The organism is Streptomyces sp. F63 (genome assembly GCF_018070345.1).
GTDB lineage: Bacteria > Actinomycetota > Actinomycetes > Streptomycetales > Streptomycetaceae > Streptomyces.
Window position 1 is genome coordinate 72182 of the sequence record NZ_JAGPXX010000014.1, and the last position, 18697, is coordinate 90878.

13 protein-coding genes are annotated in these 18697 nt (G+C 71.7%); all 13 read right to left on the bottom strand.

The features are described 5' to 3' along the window. Positions 1-11: 11 nt before the first annotated feature. Complete coding sequence (locus KBZ10_RS16455; RefSeq protein ID WP_210988404.1) at positions 12-557, bottom strand: phage baseplate assembly protein V; 546 nt, start codon at positions 555-557, stop codon at positions 12-14. A gap of 61 nt (positions 558-618) precedes the next feature. Further along, positions 619-1710, bottom strand: coding sequence for a hypothetical protein (locus tag KBZ10_RS16460; RefSeq protein ID WP_210988458.1), 1092 nt, complete (start codon positions 1708-1710; stop codon positions 619-621). Positions 1711-1753: 43 nt separating this feature from the next. Further along, positions 1754-2182: a hypothetical protein gene (locus KBZ10_RS16465; protein ID WP_247702486.1), complete on the bottom strand. Its 429-nt coding sequence runs from the start codon at positions 2180-2182 to the stop codon at positions 1754-1756. A gap of 4 nt (positions 2183-2186) precedes the next feature. Continuing rightward, the gene (locus tag KBZ10_RS16470; protein WP_210988405.1) at positions 2187-2897 is read right to left on the bottom strand and encodes a hypothetical protein; all 711 of its coding nucleotides are present in this window, start codon (positions 2895-2897) and stop codon (positions 2187-2189) included. 41 nt (positions 2898-2938) lie between these two features. Next, positions 2939-3505, bottom strand: a complete 567-nt coding sequence (locus tag KBZ10_RS16475; protein WP_210988406.1) for a hypothetical protein — start codon at positions 3503-3505, stop codon at positions 2939-2941. Between the two features lie 10 nt (positions 3506-3515). Beyond that, positions 3516-10187 carry a DUF4157 domain-containing protein gene (locus KBZ10_RS16480; protein ID WP_210988407.1) on the bottom strand — a complete coding sequence of 2224 codons (6672 nt, stop codon included), beginning with the start codon at positions 10185-10187 and terminating at the stop codon, positions 3516-3518. Next, a complete protein-coding gene (locus KBZ10_RS16485; protein WP_247702487.1) occupies positions 10184-10492 on the bottom strand; it encodes a hypothetical protein in 309 nt (102 codons plus the stop codon). The genes KBZ10_RS16480 and KBZ10_RS16485 overlap by 4 nt, the downstream gene beginning before the upstream one ends. 179 nt (positions 10493-10671) lie before the next feature. Then, a complete protein-coding gene (locus tag KBZ10_RS16490) occupies positions 10672-12897 on the bottom strand; it encodes an ATP-binding protein (RefSeq protein WP_210988408.1) in 2226 nt (741 codons plus the stop codon). A gap of 6 nt (positions 12898-12903) precedes the next feature. Beyond that, positions 12904-14112 (bottom strand): DUF4255 domain-containing protein, encoded by a 1209-nt coding sequence (locus KBZ10_RS30060; protein ID WP_210988409.1) that lies wholly within the window; start codon positions 14110-14112, stop codon positions 12904-12906. Between the two features lie 3 nt (positions 14113-14115). Further along, positions 14116-14850: a hypothetical protein gene (locus KBZ10_RS16500; protein WP_210988410.1), complete on the bottom strand. Its 735-nt coding sequence runs from the start codon at positions 14848-14850 to the stop codon at positions 14116-14118. Further along, positions 14843-15676 (bottom strand): hypothetical protein, encoded by an 834-nt coding sequence (locus KBZ10_RS16505; protein WP_210988411.1) that lies wholly within the window; start codon positions 15674-15676, stop codon positions 14843-14845. The genes KBZ10_RS16500 and KBZ10_RS16505 overlap by 8 nt, the downstream gene beginning before the upstream one ends. Positions 15677-15695: 19 nt before the next feature. Continuing rightward, positions 15696-16220 carry a phage tail protein gene (locus KBZ10_RS16510; RefSeq protein WP_019710451.1) on the bottom strand — a complete coding sequence of 175 codons (525 nt, stop codon included), beginning with the start codon at positions 16218-16220 and terminating at the stop codon, positions 15696-15698. Positions 16221-16227: 7 nt separating this feature from the next. Next, positions 16228-18075, bottom strand: a complete 1848-nt coding sequence (locus KBZ10_RS16515) for a phage tail sheath subtilisin-like domain-containing protein (protein WP_210988412.1) — start codon at positions 18073-18075, stop codon at positions 16228-16230. Between the last annotated feature and the right edge of the window lie 622 nt (positions 18076-18697).

Genomic DNA, 18697 nt, shown 5'->3' on the forward strand with positions numbered 1-18697 from the left:
CCGTTCTTCTGCTAGCTCTTCTTGGGCACGGTCAGCCGGCCCTCGTTGACGTCCACCTGATCGCCGTCGAGGACGATCGACGTCCCCGCACCGCTGTTGATCTGCACCCCGGCGTTGTTGATCCGGATGAACGCGCCCCCCGGCGCCTGCAGCAGAATCCCGCCGTCCGGGGAGTCGTGGAGCACGATCCTGTGGTGGCTCCGGTTCTCGATGACCACGGGTTCGGCGCCCGTCCGGGCCGCGGCCCGTGCGTCCGGGGGCAGTTCGCTCTCGTCGCCGTACCAGCAGCCCGTCCAGACCGGGAAACTCGCGTCCCCCTGCTCGAACTCGATCCACACCCCGGCCCCCTCCCCGGGGACCACGTACTGGCCGGCCTGCGGGCCGGTGAACGGGAAGCAGGGCATGGCCCAGGTGGACGGCTCGTCCCCGAGCACGTCCGGCACGAGCGCCGTGATCCGGCCGATCCGCAACGGGTCGTCGTTGTCCACCACCCGGCCGCGGAACTTGCCGAGATAGCGGTTGTTGGGTCCTGGTCCTGGTCCTGCTGCTGGCGCCATCGTGTGCTTCTCCAGGTTCCTGTGGCTGCCCGGTCCCGGGTCTCCGGCTCCCGGTCTCCGGTCACGGACGGACGGTGTCGCTCAGCGCGACGAGGCCCTCCCGCGAGAGGGTGAAGTTCTGCTGGTACGAGCCGGGCCGGAGGTTGTGGGTCACGCTGCTGACGTAGTAGTCGCCGTCGTACGTCAGCCCGGCGCCCCGCACCCCGACCAGCTCGCGCGGCCGGAGGATGTAGCCGTGCCGGTTGACGTCCAGTTGCCCCGAGCCGGAGATCGCGTCGGCGGAGGTCGCGGCCCGCGCCAGCGTCTCGGCGCGCGCCTGCTCGGGGCTGAACTTCGCGGTGCCGGTCAGCTTGCGGCGCTTCAGCGCCGGACTGGCCCGCCGGCCCAGGGGCGGGCGGAGCGGGCTGATGTCGGGCTGGGGGAGCAGCGGCGCCCGCCGGGTCACCGGGTCCAGCACCCGCGCCTGCGGCTCCTCGCGGGCGGTGCCGTCATAGGCGAAGGTGAGCTGGTCAACGGTGGAGTTGACGTCCATGTTGACGTTGAGCGCGTGCTGCCGCTGCCCGACCCGCTTCTGCGGGCCGAAGTAGGCGGTCGAATAGCCGGGCGTCGGACCGGGTTCGAGATAGAAGACGTAACCGTTGGCCTGCGCCAGCTCGTTGAGGTACGCCAGGTCGGTGCCGGTCTGGTACTCGACGCGGAGCTGGGCGCGCGGCGGCTGCTCGATCTGCTCCCGGACGACGTACGGCTGGATGCCGTAGTCCTCGTAGCCGCGCAGGATGCGGGCGGCACGGGCGGAGGGCGCGAGGTTGGGGTAGCGCTCGGTGCGCTCCTCCAGATCCATGAGGAGGCTCAGGTCCTCCCCGGTGACGGTCAGCGTGGTCTGCCCCGGCTGGTTGCTCGCCCCGACCTCCTGCCGCACGATCAGCCCGTCGAGCAGGACCCGCGGGGTGCCGCGCACGGAGGCGGTGACGATGACCCGGGTGCGCGGGTCGAAGTAGCCGTCGGGGAGCAGCCGTTGGATGATCGCGCCGCGCTTGGTGAGGTCGAACGCGATCTGGAAACCGCTGCGTTCGCCCGCCGTGCTGGTGATCTGCACGGAGAGCAGGGCCTCGGACACCTCGTACGGCACCGGGCGGACCAGCTTCGGCCCCATGTGCACGGTGAGGTGGACCGGGCCGCCGCCGACCGGCTCTTCGTCAGCCACGGCCGCCGCCTCCCGCCGCTCCGCGCCCCGGCGCGCCGCCGGAGGCGCCGCTGCCCGGTGTGGTGAAGGCGCCCGGCATCGGGATGGCGATCTCCCGCCCCGGCTCGGCGGTCAGCTCGCGCGGATCGAGGACGGGATTGTCGTCGGCGATCCGCCACCACTGGCCCGGGTCGCCGAAGTAGCGCTGGGCGAGGTGGTCGGGGCGTTCGCCGGCGCCGACGGTGTGCGGGGCGGTGTCGCCGTCGTCCCCGGACCCGTCCTCGTCCGGCAGCGGGGGGAGCAACCGGCGCTTGGCGTAACGGACTTCGGTGCCGTCGGGGAAGCAGTACGCCCCGATCTCGGCGTCGTGGTACCGGCTGCCGCGCGGATACGGATGCGCTCCGGGGATCGCGTCCAGCGCGCTGTCATACGGCTCGATCATGGTGTTACGCCCTCCCCATGCGTGTGGACGCCGCCCGGGCCCCCATGCCGATGTCGGCTCCCGTGAGCCCGAGCGAACCGAGCGCCCCGGACCGGACGGTCCCGGCCAGCCGCTCCTTCTGCGCCAAATGCGCGAGATACAGCTCGGCCCCGCGGTGCCCGGCCGGCAGATCGCTGACAGTGAGCACCTTCAGCCCGATGGAGAGCGAGGCCCGTATCGGATTGAGATTGACGTCGAACGCGGATTCGTTGACGGACAGCTCGGTCAGCCGAACGGGCATGACGCGCTTGCTGCCCCAGGTGAAGAGGGTCAGCGGCATCTCGATCGGACTGATCTCGATGGTGCCCTTCTTCGACAGGCGTGCGTTCTCCCGCAGTTGGGCGGTGGTCGGCTGCACCAGCATTTCCAGGGTGGCGAGCTGCGGGTGAATGCCGTCCGGCGCCGCGATCTCGAACTGGTCGGTCGCGTCGATCTCGGCGGTGAACTTCCAGGTCTCCTCCGCCGGCCCCTTGAGGCGGAGGGCCTCATTGCGATCCCCTCCACTGCCTCCGCCGCCGGCGTCACCGGTCCCCCCGGCGGCCTGCGGCGCGATGGAGCGCTCCAGGCTGTCGGGGTTGAACTGCAGCACGATGATGCGCTGCGGGGTGCCGCGCTCGGGGTCGACGATGACGATGCCGGAGCGGATGGGCTTGGGGATGTCTGCGTAGCGGGTCATTTCGTCCTCTGCTGGCTTACCGGGAGATGGCGGCGCCACCCCTACGTGTTGTTACGTTCCAAACCCTCGAGGAGAAGGCGCGCATTGTCCCGGACATTCTCGACAGCGTCCGACTCTTCAAGATGCTTCACGATTTCCACCAACGACGGCCAAGGGCAGTAGCCAGTTGCTACGACGACGGCCTGCCGGATTCCCGGGTCAGTGTCCACTGACATCCGCCGCATCTCCTCGACGAGCGGCTCATCCTCCGTCGTCGGTGCGGTGAGGGCTGCAGCGTAGGCCGAGTAGAGCCGGTCGTCGCGCCCGTCCGAGCTTCGCAGCGCGCCAAGTGCTTCGGGATAAGTCCAGACAGGGAGGGAACTCCTGATATCTTGTTCGATTGATTCTGCCCCTGGGCCGCGCAGCGTGACAAAATTCAATCCGGTGAGCGGGTCTTCGACGTAATGAATTTCCACTCCGCCGTCGCTGCTGTGCCAGATGTGCCGGTAGATCTCGGAGTTCTTGTTTCCGATGTCGTACAGGGACCAACGCCGCGAGCGTGCGATCTGAAACATATTCGTTTCGTCGATGCCCGGCTTGAGGATCAAGCGGGATTTGATTTCTTTCACGGCATCTCCCTTACAGGCCGTAGAAGTCGGCCAGGAAGGCATACACCACTTGACGTCCCTGTCGGAGGGCATCCTGCGGCGTCTTGCCCAGCAGTTCTTTTCCATTGGTCACTTGTCTGAGCCATTGCTCCGCCATGTCCATCTCGCGCTTCTTGAGTTCATCCCGCGTTTTTTGGGCCTTGCCCGGCCGGCCCAAGACCTTGGCGGCAAGCTGCCGGGCTGCCTTGGGGGCACCCTCCATGGACATGGGGAACAGTCCGCGGCCACCCCAAGCCTTGCGCAGCTTCTTCCAGTTCCTCCTGTCTCCCTCGTAGTGCCTGAATGCTTGTTCCCACGTCATGTTGCCCTGGGAGACCCGATCGGTCGTCATGGCTGCGAAGCCGAGATTCCCGGGGTTGCGTGCAGATTCCCTTACGATCATGAGCCAGTGTAGGTGCCGCAGCAGTTCCTTCTGTTGCGAGGAGAAGCTGGCCGGGAATTTACCGGATTTTGTGTATTCTTCCATGGCGGCGGCGATCGCCGGATCCGAGAGGCCGCTGTTCCTCAGGTCGTCGGCAATATTTGGATATGTTTCCACCACCTGTGTCTTGGCGTTGAAGGTCGGCTTCTTGCTTTGCTTGTGCTCCTCCTGCACCATGCCTTGTTCGGCGCCGACGAGATACGACTCCATCGCGTCATGTGCAGGATTGTGCGGACCGACGGATACTTTCTGTCCGTTGGGAGTGGACACATTCAGGGTCTGGCCGCGCGTCCTGAGATAGTTCACTGCTCCGGGAAAGTCTTCGGAGCCGGAAATGCTTATCGGTGCGTCCGGGTCGGCCTGCTTCGTCAAACGCATCTTCAGGGCTGAAGCTTGCACCTTCGGATCCGACAGCATTTCATCCGACATCTCGTGAACGATGTCTCTGATGTCTTCTCTTGTGAGTCGATATCCGCCGCTCGCTGTCTTCTGCGGGTTCAGCTTGGCGGTGATGTCAAACTGACGGTCTCGTTCGCGGTCGAGTTCTGTCAGGCGGAACCAAGTGCGCATCGCTCGCAGTGACGCGTCCATGGCGACACCGTTGATTCCGCGCCTCAGGAGTCCATCGGCAAGCGGCCTGATGCGGGCGACAGCCTTTTCCAGGCGGGATTCCTTTGACTTTTTGGGGTCCTCTTTTTTCTTCTTGTTCTCCTTGTTCTTGTTGTTTTGGTCCGTTTTATTCTTCTTTTCGTTGCGCCACTTGTCGCGCTTCTTCTTGAAGAAGTCGCGAATCTTCTTGCCGGTGTTCTTCAGGGTCTTGCCGATCTTGCTCTTCTTCAGCTTCTTGCCCAGTGTCTTCCCGGCGTTGCGGATCTTCTTCAGTGTGGACTTGACCTTGCCCTTGACCTTCTTCAGGGCCTTGCCCAGCGGGGACTTCGGCCTGCGCGGCTTCGTCCGCTTCGGTGCCTCGGTCTCCTTTTTCTTCTTCTTGGGCTCGTCCGAGTCCTTGTCCCTCTTGGCATCCGGCTTCTGGTCGGGGCCCTTGTCCGACTTGTTGTCGGACTTCTGTCCCGGCTTCTGATCCGGTGACTTGTCCGTCGTCCGGTCCGGCTTGGAGTCCTGATCCTGCTTCTGCTGGGTCTTCTTCGACTCGTCCTCGTCCTTGCGCCGGTCACGGTCGTTCTTCGGGGTCTTGCTGTTCGGCCGGTCGTTCGCCGCGTCCTTGCCCTGGCTGCGGTTGCCGCCCGGGCCGCGGTCCGAGGTCTCCGAGCGGTTCTTCGGGACCCGCGGTCCCTTCGGCTTGGCGGGCTTCGCCGGCTTCTTCAGGGCTTCCTGGGCCTTGCGCGCCGCGCCCCGGGCCTTGTTGACCGCGTTGCCCGCGGCCTTCTTCGCGCCCTTGCCCGTCTTCTTCAGGCCCTTCATGATCTTCTGGGCCATCGCCTTCAGCCGCTTGCCCACGCCCTTCGTGGCGCCGGACAGCCGGATCATCAGGAAGTTGGCGATGAAGTCCAGCAGCGCGACGATCCCCGCGGCCACCGCCTCCGCGAACAGGCACGCCGCCGGGCCGGCCTTGACGGCCTTGAGGTACGCCCAGAACTTGCTGAACGCCGTCAGGATCGAACTGAGGCTCTGCCAGGCGGCCATCAGGCCCTGGACGACCGTCAGGATGGCGCCGGCCGCCGGGACCAGCATCGAGACGACCTTCTCGATCACGATCGACGCGATCATCATCGGCAGTGACGCGATGATCGCGTCCCAGGCCATCTTCCCGATCTGCTTGATCGAGACGCAGCCCTTCACCAGGACGTTGATCACGGCCTTGCCGAGGCCGAGGATGCCCTCCACCTTGGTGTCGAACCACTGCTTGACGCCCGTCTTGATGGCGCCCCACAGATGGTCCGTGATGCCCGCCTTCGCCGAGCTGCCCGCCTTGCTCAGCCAGCCGCCCACATCCGGCGCGATGTCCGCGACCAGCGCCGCGAACTTGCCCAGCGCCTCGATCGCCGCCTCGGCGAACTTCAGCGCGCCGATGATCGCGTCGCGGTAGAGCTTGATGGCGAACTTGATGCCGGCTTCCAGGACGTCCAGCAGGGCGTTCAGGCCCGCCGCCAGCGCGTCCAGCAGTGCGTTGACCGCCTTCTTCAGGCCGTCCGCCAGCTTGTTGACCGTGTCGATCGCCGCGTCCCGCAGGCCCTCGATCGCCTTGCGGAACTTGTCGCGCAGCTCCGGGAAGGCCGCCAGCAGTACGTCACAGACCGCGATCAGCGCGTCCGCCAGGACGTTGATCGCCGCGATGGCCAGGTCACGGACGAAGTCGATCGCCGCGTTGGCGAACTCCTTGAACTTGTCGATGACGCTGTTGATGGCCTCGCGGGCGGCGTCGAAGATCGCGGTGACGGCGTCCAGGAGCGCCGAGAAGAAGTCGCCGATCGCGTCGATCAGCTTCCCGAAGAGGCTGTCGGACTCGTTCTTCTTCTCCTCCTTCTTCTTCTCGGCGTCCTTCTCGGCCTTGTCGGCCTTGCTGTCGATGTCCTTGTTGTCGGCATCCTTGCGGTCGCTGACTTCCTTGTCCTTGTCGTCGCGACCCTTCGTGATCTTCTTGTTCTGCTCGCCGTGTTCCTTCTCGGACTTCTTGTCCGCGTCCTCGATCTTCTTGTCCTGCTCGTCGCGCCACTTCGTGCGCTCCGCATTGGCCTGTTCGGCGGCCCTGCCCCGTTCGGCGGTCTGCTTCTCGGCGTTCTGCTGGACCTCGCGGTCCATCTCCGCCTGCTTCTGCCGCTTCTCCTGCTGCTCGCCCTGCTGGTGTTCCTTCTCCTTGGCGGCCAGCTGCCCCTGGGCCTCGCCGGACGCGCCGCGGATCTCGCCGCCCCGCTCCTGCTTGGCGACGACCCCGACATGCGACTTCGCCTCGGGTCCCGTCGGCTGCCCGCCGCCGCCCCGGCCCTTGCCGCCGCCGCGCACGTCACCGCGCAGCTCCTCCTTGGGCGCGTTGGGGAAGATCTGGTCCTCGCCCATCGGCTTGGCCGCGTCCTCCCGGCCCGTGCCGTGGATCTTCCCCTGCTTCTCCTTGAGCTTCTCGGCCTGCTTGTCGGTGCGCTTGGGGTCGCTCTTGCCCGTCAGCTTGATCTTGGGGGCGGGGCCGACCGTCTTGTTGCGCAGCTCCGGGTCCGTCGTCGGGACCTGGTCGGCGGCGGCCTCGATGCTGCCGGCGTCGCCCGCGCTGATCTTGCCGTCCTTGCCGGGGTTGATCTGCGGCGGCGGTACGCCCTCGGTCGGCTTCTTGCCCTTGGCCTTCTCGCCGCCCTTGGCCTTCTGCTTCTCGCCCTCGTCCTCCGGACCGACCTTCTCCAGCTTCCCCGTCTCCGGGGTCGCGGGCGCTGCGGCCTTCGGCGGAGCGGACTGCGTCCGCGGGGCACCCGAGGGCCGCTCTCGCTTCGGCGGGTTCGCCGCGAGGCGCTTCCGCTCGTCGTTCGCCTTCTTCTCGCCGGCGGCGTCCACGCCGGGCAGCGCCTTCTGCGCCTGGTCCGGCGGCAGGGAACTGACGGTGCTCAGCGCGGCCTTCGGGTCCTGGGCCGATACGTCCGGCGGCTCCTGCTGCTTCTCCTCCTTGGCCGCGGCACCGCCGCCCCCGCCGCAACCGCCCTTGCCCTCTTCCTTCTCGGGTGCGGGCTCCGGAGGCGCGCAGCCGCCGCCGTCCTTCTCCAGCGAGGCCTCGGGCCTGGCCTTGGCGCCCTCGGGTGCCGGAGCGCCCATTTTGCCCGGCGCCTCGGCCTGTTCACCGGCCGGGCTGACGGATGCGTGCGCGACCGAGGGCGCGCCGCCCGGCCCGGCCGCGGGGGAGGGACCGGAAGGTTCACTGCCGCCCACGTTGCCGCTCGGGGCGGCCCCCGGGCCGGTCTGCTTGGGGATCTGGCTCTTCGGCCCGGATGCCTCGTTCTCCGTCTTGGCGGAGTCCGCGACACGGCGGGCGGCGGGGGAGGGGTTGCGGTCCTCGGCGGCCGTCTTCTCCGTATGGGCGCCCGCGGGAGGCGCCGCGGTCGGCTCGGGGCTCCTGGAAGAAGCGGAGTCGCCGCCGGACGGTGCGGACGTGGGCTTGCCGGCGGCCGCGCCCTCCGGCTGCCCCTTCGCGGCCTCCTGCTTCTCCTCCCGCTCGTCCTGTTCCTTGCGCTCCTGCTGCTGCTCCCCCGCGTCCTTGGCGTCCGGCTCCTCCTGGCCGTCGGCCTCGGTGTCCTTCTCGTCCTCGTCCTGCCGTTCCGCCGCGGTCCTGGCCGACTCCTGGTCCTGCTGCTGCTCCGGATCCGGCTTCTCGGCCTCCGGCTCGGGATCCTGCCTCTCCTCGGTCTCCGGGTCCGGGCCGACCTCCTGGTCGACCGGCTTCTCCGGCTGGAGGTCCTTCTCCGTGCGGTCGCCGGCCTCCGCCGCCGGACTGTCGGCCGGCTGCGGTGCCTCGCCTTCGACGGGCCCGATTTCGGCACCGGGCGGCTTGAGCTCGGACTCGGGGGCGTCCTCGTCCTCTTCCTCCTCGGCGTCGTTCTCCCGCTGCTCCTGAATCCGCTCGGCCTTGGTGGGCGGCGGAGCGGGGAACGTCGGCACCGGGGCGTCGGGGTTGTCGGCCGTCGGTACGGCCGACAGGTCGAGGTCCGTCTCCGGTAGATAGTCCTCGGGCTTCAGCTCCGGCTCGCCCGCGCCCGCGCCGCCCTTCCCCGCCTCGCCCTGCTCGCCGCCGATCTCCCGGTCGGCGCCCGCCTCCAGGCCGAGCGGCTGCTCCTCCTCGCGCGGGTCGCCCTCGTCCTCGTCCTTCTCGTGCAGCCCGTGCTCGGACAGCGCGCTGTCCCGCTGCTCGGCCCGCTCGTCAACCTTCTCCGGGCGTACGGGGCCGGGCTGGCCCTTCGCCTTCGGGTCGACCTCTTCCTGCTTGGAGCCCGCGACCCGCTTCCTCGCGTCGTCCTTGCGCTTCCGCTTCTCGCCGCCGGGCGCGTTGGCCTGCTCGGGATCCTGCTCCTCCCGCTCCCGCTGGGCCTTGCGCTCCTTCTTGGCCTGCTCCGTGTCCTGCTCGCGGTCCTCGGCCTTCTCCCGGTCGGCCCGGTCCGCCTCCTGCCGCTCCTGGGCCTGCTTCTCCTCGGCCTGTTGCTGTTCCTGCTCGGTCTGCTCCTGCTCCTTGGCGCGCTCGTCCTCCTGCGCCGTGCGTTCCGCGGCCTCCTTCTTCTCGGCGGCCGCGTCCTGCGACTCGCGGTCCTGCTCGCGCTCCCGGTCCTGTTTCCCGCCCTCGGAGCCCGTGGCCCGCCGCTCCTCGCGGGCGTCCTCGGCCTTCCGGTCGTCGGAGCGGTGTTCGCTCGCGGCGGCCCGCTCCTGGGCCGCCCACTCGTCCTGGAGCTGTTCGACGGTGTCGGGGACCGGTTCCGGCGCGAGGGCCGGGCCCAGCTCGGGCGGGTGCTCCTCCGTCTCCCCGATGAGTTTCAGCAGCCCGTTGTACTCAGGGCTCAGCAGCCGTACCTCAAGCCGGTCGAGCACCGATTCCTGCAGGCCGGGAGCCATCCGCGACAGCTGCATCCGGACCCGGCCGGACAGGTCCGCGGGGTCGCCGCGCAGCGACCGGAGGACTCCGTTCGCCAGCCGGTCCACCAGCGTCGCCGGGTCCAGAAGTTCAGCCCGCCGCCGGTCCGCGTCCAGCGTCGCGTAGCGCAGCCAGCCCGGGGTCGGCTGTCCCGCCTCGACCCCGGCCGCCGGCTCGTCCTCGCGTACGGAGCCCAGCATCGCGTTCCGTACGGACTCCTGCGCCGCCGACTCCGCCTCGCGCTCCGCCGCCTGCTCCGGCAGGCTCACCGCGCCCAGATCGCGGCCCGCGCGCAGCGCGCCGAGGCCGTCCGGGTTCTGCACGGTGTGCAGCAGCTCGTGGGCGAGGAGACGCTGCCCCTCCGCCGTGCCCGGGTGGTAGGTGCCCTCCCGGAAGAAGATGTCCTGGCCGACCGCGACGGCGTCCGCGCCCAGCATGTCGGTCAGCGCGCCCGCGTCCCGGTCGGTGTGCAGGCGTACGCGGCCGAAGTCGTGGCCGAGCTGCTCCTCCAGCTCCCGGCGCACACTCAGGTCGAGCGGCTGCCCGGCGCCGCTGACGATGTCCTTGGGTTCGGGCGCGGTGTTCTTCGCCGAACGCTCCGTGCGCTTGCGGCGCTTGGCGTTCCGCGCCGCCTCCGCGCGGGAATCCTGTGACGCGTGCGAACTCATGTGCGCCCCCGTCCCGTTGAACCGGGCCGCCGTTCCGGGCCGCCGGAGGCGTCCGGCGCGCCGTCCCCCGACAGCCCCGCGTGCACCGCGCGCGCCAGGGCCTCGCCCAGCCGGGCGGGTGAGGCGGTGCGCGGCAGCGGCTCCAGCCCGGACAGGGCCTCCACCGTCAGGTCCCGGCCGCCGGACGCCAGCGGCACGCCCCGCTCCCGTACGAGCCGGGTGAGTTCGGCGCGGAAGGCGGCCGTCACCCGGTCGGTGTCGATACGGGCGTCGAAACCGTCGAGCACCAGTTCGCCGATCTCCACCCGGATCTCCCGGGGCGGACGGGCCCGCTCCGGCCCGGCGGACCGCGGCGTCCCGTCCGGCGTCGTCCCGTCCCGCGGCGCCCCCTCAGGCGGCATCCCGCCGCGCGGCGTTCCGTCCCGTGGTGCCCCCGTCGTCGGCCCCGCCGCGTTCCGTCCCGTCTCGTTCCGACGTGTCCCGTTCAGATCCATCCGCGGACCTCCGAGGGCGTCAGGGAGCGCTCCAGCTTCAGGTACTCGGTGCGGGCGGCGGCCAGCATGTGCCGCATCCGCAGCGCTTCGCCCTCCTCCGCCGCGAGGAAGGCGCCCGCCAGCGCGATGTTGCGGATGGAGCCGCCCGCCACGGTGAGCTGCGCCAGCCGCTCCGGCTCGAGGTCCTTGACCGGCGCCTGCGCGGGCAGAACCCGGCGCCAGATCTCGGCCCGCTCGCTCTCTCCCGGGAACGGGAAGTCGACGACGAAGCGGATGCGCCGCATGAAGGCCGTGTCCAGGGCCTTCTTCATGTTCGTGGTGAGGATGGCCAGGCCCCGGTAGGCCTCCATCCGCATCAGCAGATAGCTGACCTCCAGATTCGCGTACCGGTCGTGGCTGTCCTTGACCTCGCTGCGCTTGCCGAACAGGGCGTCGGCCTCGTCGAACAGCAGCAGGGCCCCGCCGCGCTCCGCCGCGTCGAACACCTTGCGCAGGTTCTTCTCGGTCTCGCCGATGTACTTCGACACCACCTGCGAGAGGTCGATGACGAAGAGGTCGAGCCCCAGCTCCTTGGCCATCACCTCGGCCGCCAGGGTCTTGCCGGTGCCCGAGCCGCCTGCGAACAGCGCGGTGACGCCGAGGCCCCGGCGCAGCGTCTGCGCGAAACCCCACTCCTGGTGGACGGTGCCGCGCTGCCGTACGTGCGCCACGATCTCCCGCAGGATGCGCAACTGGCGTTCGGTCAGCACCAGATCGTCCCAGCCCGCCTCCGGTTCGATCCGGCGGCCCAGCTCGTCCAGGCCCATCCGGGCCTCCGTGAGCCCGGCCCGCCAGGCGAGCTCCTGTGCGTCCAGGCCGACGGCCTCTGCCTCCCCGCCGGCGAGGCCGCGGCGCACCGTCGCGGCGGCGGACCGCACGACGTGCGGAGGCAGCGAGAACTGCGCGACGAGCTGCCGCAGTTGCTCCTCCCCGACCCCGGGTACACCGCTGAACGCGTCCGTCCACAGCCGCAGCCGCTCCTCGTCGCCGAGGTCCGGGACGGTGATCCGCTCGCCCCGGTCCGCGTGCGTGGCGGGCCGGGCGTCCGTACTGGCGACGACCAGCGGCACGGCGGCGGCCGCGGCGAACGCGTCGGCCGCCGTGGCCTGTTCGCGGTCCAGCTCGCCGCTCTCCAGCAGCAGCGCGGCGGGTAGCAGGATCGCCTCGCGCTGCCAGAGACGGGAGAGGCGGTCGCGCTCGGCCGGGACGGCCGGCACGTCCTGCGCGGCCATCGAGTACAGCCCGAGTCCGCTGCGGCGGGCGGCGGACGCGGCGATCTCCTCCCGGGTGTGCCGGTCGCCGCCGACCAGTTCGACGCGCGGCGGCACGCCCGGCCCGGACTCCGCCCAGCCGTCGGCGATCCGCCGCGCGGCGGCGTCGTACGAGGGCGGGAGGCCGGCGGGGAGCGGCACGCGCCGCAGCAGCCCGTGCAGCCGGGCGTCGAGATACGGCGAGCCGAGGAGGAAGTGCAGGATGCGCTCGTCCAGGCGGAGACGGGAGGCGGTCAGCCGCGTCTCGTCGGCCGGCTCGACCAGGCGCCAGCGGCGCAGCGGGGCCACGGGGGTGAGCGCGCTCCAGTGCGGCTCGGCCAGCGCGGCCAGGGCGAGGGAGAAGGTCGGGTACGAGCGCTGCGGGTCACCGCTCGCGGCGGCGCAGCGGGAGGCGGTGGTCGGCTCCAGCTCGGCGGCCGCGGTGAGCAGCAGGATGTCCCGTTCGAAGGAGCTGAGGCCGAAGCAGGTGACGAGGGCGTCCAGGGACGCGGGGCCGGGCGCGGTGCCGGGTGCCGGGCGGTTCCCCGGCTCGCCCGGAACCCCGGGCGCCGGGCCGGCGGGTGGCTCCCCGGACTCGGGCTCCCCGGACTCGGGCTCCCCGGGCGCGGCCTCCCCGGGGCCCGGGACCGGATCCCGGTCCGGCGGTGCGGCCTTGGCCCGGCGGTGGTCCGCCGCGGAGGCTCCCGGGCGGGCGCCGGGAGCGGGGTCCGGCCCCGGACCGGACGTGTCCGGCGCCGGGGGGCCGGTCTGCGCGGTGGTGTGCGTGCGGGCGCGGGCGGCGTGGGCGTCGAGACGCGCCAGGACGGACCGTACGGCAGCGGCCAGCGCCGGGCCGTCCGCGTATCCGGGCGCGGCGGCCGGCCCGTTCCCGCCGGATGCCGTCCTGCCCTCGCCTGTCCCCGCCACCGCGCCTCAGCCCTCCCGCTGTTCGCCGGCCGCGTCGCCGGCCGCGTCGCCGGCCCCGGCCGCCCCGGAAGTGCCGTCGGAACCGCCGCCGGAACCGCCGTCCTTGCGCCGGGAGCCGGAGGTTCCGGTCCGCTTGGTGGTACTCGCCCGCCCGGTCCTGCCGGTGGGGGCGGAGGCGGTGCCCCGGCCCGTGCCGGCGGTGTCCGAAGGGGCGCCCGCGGTACGGGACGTGCGGGCCGCCGCCGTGGCGGGCCCGGTCTCCTCGGCCCTGGTCCGGGCCGCCGGGGACGCGGCACCGGTGCGGCCGGCCCGGGCCGTGGTCCGCCGGGCGGCCGCACCGGCTGACGCCGCCGGTGGCGTGGCGGCGGAGGCGGAGGACGGGGCCGCGGGGGCCGCCGCGGCGGCGAGGGCCGTGCCGGGCCCGGCGGCGGAAGGCCCGGAAGCGGCGGGGGAGTTCCGCCCGGCGCGGGACGCCCGACCGCTCGCCCGCGACGTCCCACCGGCTTCCGTTCCACCGGCTTCCCGTGCCCCGGCTTCCGTCCCCCCGGCCCGCGCCGGGCCGTCCACCGGACCCGCGCCGCCCCCCGGCGGCACCGGGGCCCCCGGGGCGCCGAAGGGGACCGCCCGGACCGTGTGCCGCTCCACCGGCGGTACCGGCACGGGCCGTTCACGGCCCTCGATCAGTACCAGCGACGCCTGATAGGCCACCGACAGCGAGTACGGCGTCTGGTGGAGCATCCCCCAGAGCTTCGAGGTCTCGTCGATGTCCATCTGGGTCGGGGTGAAGCGGACCTTCTGCAGGGCGTCGGCCAGATCGCTGCCCGCCAGATGCGGGCGTTCGGCGGCCTGTGCGATCACATCGCGCGGCAGCACCGGGATCTCGTGCAGCGTGCGCACCACGCATCCGATGAGCCGCTGCCCGACCAGCTCGGCCTCCTCCCCGTAGGCGCTGATCAGATAGTGCAGATCGAGCGCGGCCGCGGCCCGCTGGACGAGGGTGCCGTCGGCGGCCCGGGTCGGCAGGTCGTTGTTGCGCATCGAGGCGTTCGGCGTCACCTGGTAGCAGAACACCGTGATGAGCGGGTCGGGCGGCGGCTCGGCCGGGGGCTTGCGGGGCTCGACGCGGACCGCCTCGTTGAACTCCGGCGTCAGGTTGTTCGCGATCAGGTGGGCCAGCGCCTGGGTGACCGTCGCGATGGCGAGTGCGTTGCTCATGTCTCAGCTCCTCCGTCCGCCGCGCGTCAGATAGTCGTCCAGGCTCAGTGCCGGCGCGGGCCGGCCCGTACGGCCGGAACCGCCGCCCGCCCGCTCGCCGGGACGGGCCGCGCCCGCGGCGCTGACCTCCAGCCGGCCGATCTCCACATGCACGACCTGCTCCGCGCCCCGTCCCCGGCGCCGTCCGGCACCGGAGCGGGCGGCTTCGCGGGCCGCGGCCGCGTCGGCCTCGCGGGGGCGCGGCGGGACGGCGGCCGGGGGAGCGGCGACCACGCCCGGGGGGTGGGGCGCGGCCGCCGCGACCGTGGGTCCCGGCCCGCCGGCGGCGGGCGCGGGGGCCGAGCCCCGCCGTTCCCGCCGGGGGGTCTCCCGCCCCGCCGGGCGCGGGCCGGGCGGGACCGGCGCGGCGGGCCGCAGCAGCGGCGCGGCCGGCCGTGCGGTGACCGGTGGGACGGGCTCGCCGCGGGGGACCTCGGAGGAGCGGACGACGGTGTGCCGGTCGGTCCGGACCTCGCGCTCCCGCCGGACCATCTCCACCGGACCGCGGGCGGCCGGGGCCGCGGGAGCGGAGAGCGGGCCGCCCTCCTCCGGCCCGGGGTCCGCCGCCCGCAGCGACTCGACCCGCTCGAACGGGCCGGGCAGCCGCGGCCGCACCCGCGCCGGGGCGGCGGCGCCGGCCACCGCCCGTACGGGGGTGTGCCGGGCCAGCAGCCGGTCGAAGTGGTCGGGGTCAGGCATCGGCGCACAGCTCCAGGTAGTAGCGGCGCCGCAGCGGACTCAGCGCCAGGATCTCCGGCTCGCTCCAGCCGTAGGCGGTGGCGAGCAGGTGGACGTCGAGCAGCAGGTCCCGCGCCCAGGAGTCGAGTTCGGTCCAGAGGTAGGAGGTGATGTCCAGCTCGGCCGGGGTGGCCTCGCCGCACTCGGGGCAGGTGACGTGGAGCGTGACCTCGGCGGCGGGGTCGGCGCGCCCGGCGGCCTCGGCGATCCGCCGCCGCACCCGCTCCGGCAGGGCGTCGGGCATCCGGTCCCCGGCGACCGGTTCGCCGTTCCGCACGGCGGAGAGGATGCAGCGGGCCAGCAGCTCCCGCCGGGCGAGCGACGCCTCTGCCCCGCGGCCCGCCCCCGGCTCGCCGTCGGGCGCCTCGCCGCCCGCCGCCGCCCGGACCGCCGCCGCGAGGTCGGCGACGGTGGGCAGCCGGAACTCGACCACCCAGCCGTCCTCCGTCACCCGCAGCGGCCCTCCCGGCCGCGGACGGTCGCCGGTCAGCTGCCCGGCGTCGAGGTCGAACTCCATCGCCGTACCGCACGCACGGCACTCGATCCGCACCTGCATCCGCTCGCCGAAGAGCGTGCTCCGCAGCGCGAACAGGTCCGTCTCCCGCTCGCCGACCGGCATCGCCAGCAGTTCGCCGGTGCCGGCCCCCGGACGGGCCGTGCGGTGCAGCAGCAGGGCCCGCCCGGGACCGTGTTCCGCGAGCCCGGCCTCCCACACGGCCAGCAGTTCCGCCGCCCCGGGCGCAGATACCGCCCCGGGGCGCGGGCCCGCCGGCTCCGTCGTCTCCATCACGCGGACCGCCCGGCGCTCAGACCGGGTTGGTGAAGGACGGCTCCGTCGGCTCCGGCACCTCGTAGTCCCGCTCCCAGCCCTCGCACTCCAGCTTGAGACTCTGGATCGCGACGGCGTTGGCGTTGGCGTCCAGTTCCCCCAGCACCTGGTACTCACTCGGCCAGGCCCGGTAGAGCTTGTGCGAGACGGCCACCTGCCCGGCCTCGTTGAGGACCTGGATCACGATGTCCCGGCGGAAGTCGGCGAGCGACACCTCGGCGCCCAGCCCGGCCCCGACCTGCCAGACCTTGTTGGCCCAGCGGTCGAATTCCGGATCGTGGGTGACCCCGCGTTCGAGCGTCACCCCCTCGAATTCGGAACGCCCGGGCGATTTGCGCGGAGTGCTCGGGTCGCCGCCATTGCGGTGCTTGACCACTTCGGTGGTGCGCTTCAGCGGGCTGATTTTGCTGATGCCCGCGACCGTACGCCCGCCCCAGAGAACGAGGAACTTGAAATTCTTGTACGGGTCGAAGCGATGGGCGTTGATCTGAAACTCGGCCATCGGATTCCTAAATCTCGAACTGTCCGGCGATCTGCTGGATCTTGACGACCACGAACTCCGCGGGCCTGACCGGCGCGAATCCCACCACGACGTTCACCACGCCCTGCGCGATGTCCTGCTCGGTGGTGGTGTCCGCGTCGCATTTGACGTAGTACGCCTCGCGCGGTGTGCGGCCCTTGAACGCGCCCTGGCGGAACAGGGTGTGCAGGAACGACGAGGCGTCCAGCCGGATCTGCTGCCAGAGCTGTTCGCCGTTCGGTTCGAAGACCACCCACTGCAGCCCGCGGTGGAGGCTTTCCTCGATGTGCAGGGCGAGCCGCCGCACCGGTGCGTACGTCCACTCGCTGTCGAGGCCGTCCGCGCCCTCGAGCGTGCGGGCGCCCCAGACCAGCGGGCCGAGCACCGGGAAGGTGCGCAGGCAGTTGACGCCCAGCGGGTTGAGGAGGCCGCTCTCCCGGTCGGTGATCCGCACGGTCAGCGAGCGCACCCCGGCCAGCCGGGCCTCCGTGCCCGCCGCGGCCTTCCACACCCCGCGCTCACCGTCCGTGCGGGCGGTGACGCCGGCGACGGCGCCGGACGGCGGGAAGGCGCGCAGCCGCCCGGTGAGCGGGTCGGTCAGCCGCACCTGCGGGAAGTACAGCGCCGCGTGGTCGCTGCGGACCGGGTCGAACGCGGACAGCCCGGCCCGCGCCCGGTCCACACTGGTCCAGGACGCCGGAGCGTCGACGAGCAGGAAGATCCGCCGCTCCTCGCAGAGCGCCACGGCCGCCGAGATCACCGTGACCATGTCCTCGGTGGACTCGTACGCCGCCAGCTCGGGCAGCGCCAGCAGGTTGACGTCGTCGGCGTCGCGCAGCGCGTGCAGCCCCGTCTTGAGGTCCTCGCTGCCGATGAGGTCCTGCGGTCCGGGCGGATCGCCGTCCGCGCCCCCGGTGAGCGGGAAGACGGGCGGATTGACCGAGCCCTCCAGGCCCAGGTCGTTGGCGCACTCGCCGAGGAACCGCACGGTGTCGCGGGGGTCCGCGGACCCGGCGACCACCTGGATCCGGTTGCCGAACGCGGTGGCCTCGGCCCGGGCGAAGGCCCGCTTGCCGGGCGCGTCGGGCAGCGCCCGCAGCTTCCGCTCCAGCAGCAGGGCGAGTTCGGTGACGGTCACCGGGGCCGGGCCGTCCACCGCGGGGTCGTACAGGGTGAAGCTGCGCTCCGCCGTGCCGATCTTGACGGTGAGTTCGACGGCCGGGTCGGGCAGTTCGGCCCCGAACGGCTTCGACACGGTGCCGGACGGGTCGGGACGGCCCTCGCCGGCGACCCGGACCCGCACCAGATCGGAGCCCTCGTTCACCACGGTCTCCACGAAGCGCCCGTGCCCGGGGCTCATGGACAGCCCGGTGTAGCTCTCCCGGGCCTCGCCGTTCGCGTCGGTGACGCGCAGATTGAAGGTCTCGTCCGGGCGCCGGGTGTCGTGGTCGACGGACACCCGCAGGCCGGAGCCCCAGACGCCGGCCTCCCGGGCGGTGACCCGCAGCACCGGGTGGGCGCTGCCGTCCTCGGTGGACTCGAGCGTGACCTCGGCCTCCTCCCCGGTGCCGGACGCCGCCACGCGCACGATCACCGCGGCGGAGCCGCCGTTGCCGAAGAACTGGTGGACGGCGTGACTCACCGCGCTGCGGGCGGTGAGACCCCCGAAGCGGCGCTCGAAGTCGGCGAAACTGGTGATCCGCACCGGCTGGTTGAGCGGCCCTCGGCGGGTGTGCCCGACGAAGGCGGTCACCGAGGTGGTGACCGCGCCGATGGTGCGGACGCTACTGGGAAGTTCCTCGATGTATACGCCGGGATGGGCCGTTCGCACCGGCATTCCCTCCATTCCCTTCGCGCACCAAGAGATGAGAAGAAGGGATGAAGGAGTTGTGTGCGGCCCGTGAATGCGCGCGCACGTTCTCCGTCCCCCCGACGTACACCCCGCGCGGTTTTCGGTACCGCGCGCCCAAGCGTTCATTGCCTGTGGCTCTTGGTGCATGAGTGCCACTTGGAGTCTGGGTGCGCCTTCAAGTGGGGGTCAAGGACGGTTTCCGGCCTTTCCGCGAAGCGGGTAAGGGTATTCCCCTGGCCGCGTTCCGCGGGTGGATCACGGCATTGTCCTGGGTCGGAACGGATGAGTCCGGTCAGCGGAGTGGCGGAATTCAATATTCCGGGAATCGGATTAAGTCGAAAGAGTGAGGGTGTCGGCGCGCCGGTTTGTGTACCGGAAGGCGAAAAATGAGCGGTTCGGCTCCGGGGTGCGGGACCACGGCATCTGTACGAGAAGTGAAAACGATGGAGGGCCCGTGATGGCGGCGCGCGGGGGTCGCCAGGGCGCCGGTGGCGTCACGCGCCGGGAACGCCGACGGCTCCGGCCGGGAAGGCGCGGCGCGCGGCCCGGTCCGGTGTCACCGCTCCGCCTCCGGCCGCGGCGTGCGGCATGTCCGGTCCCGGCGCGG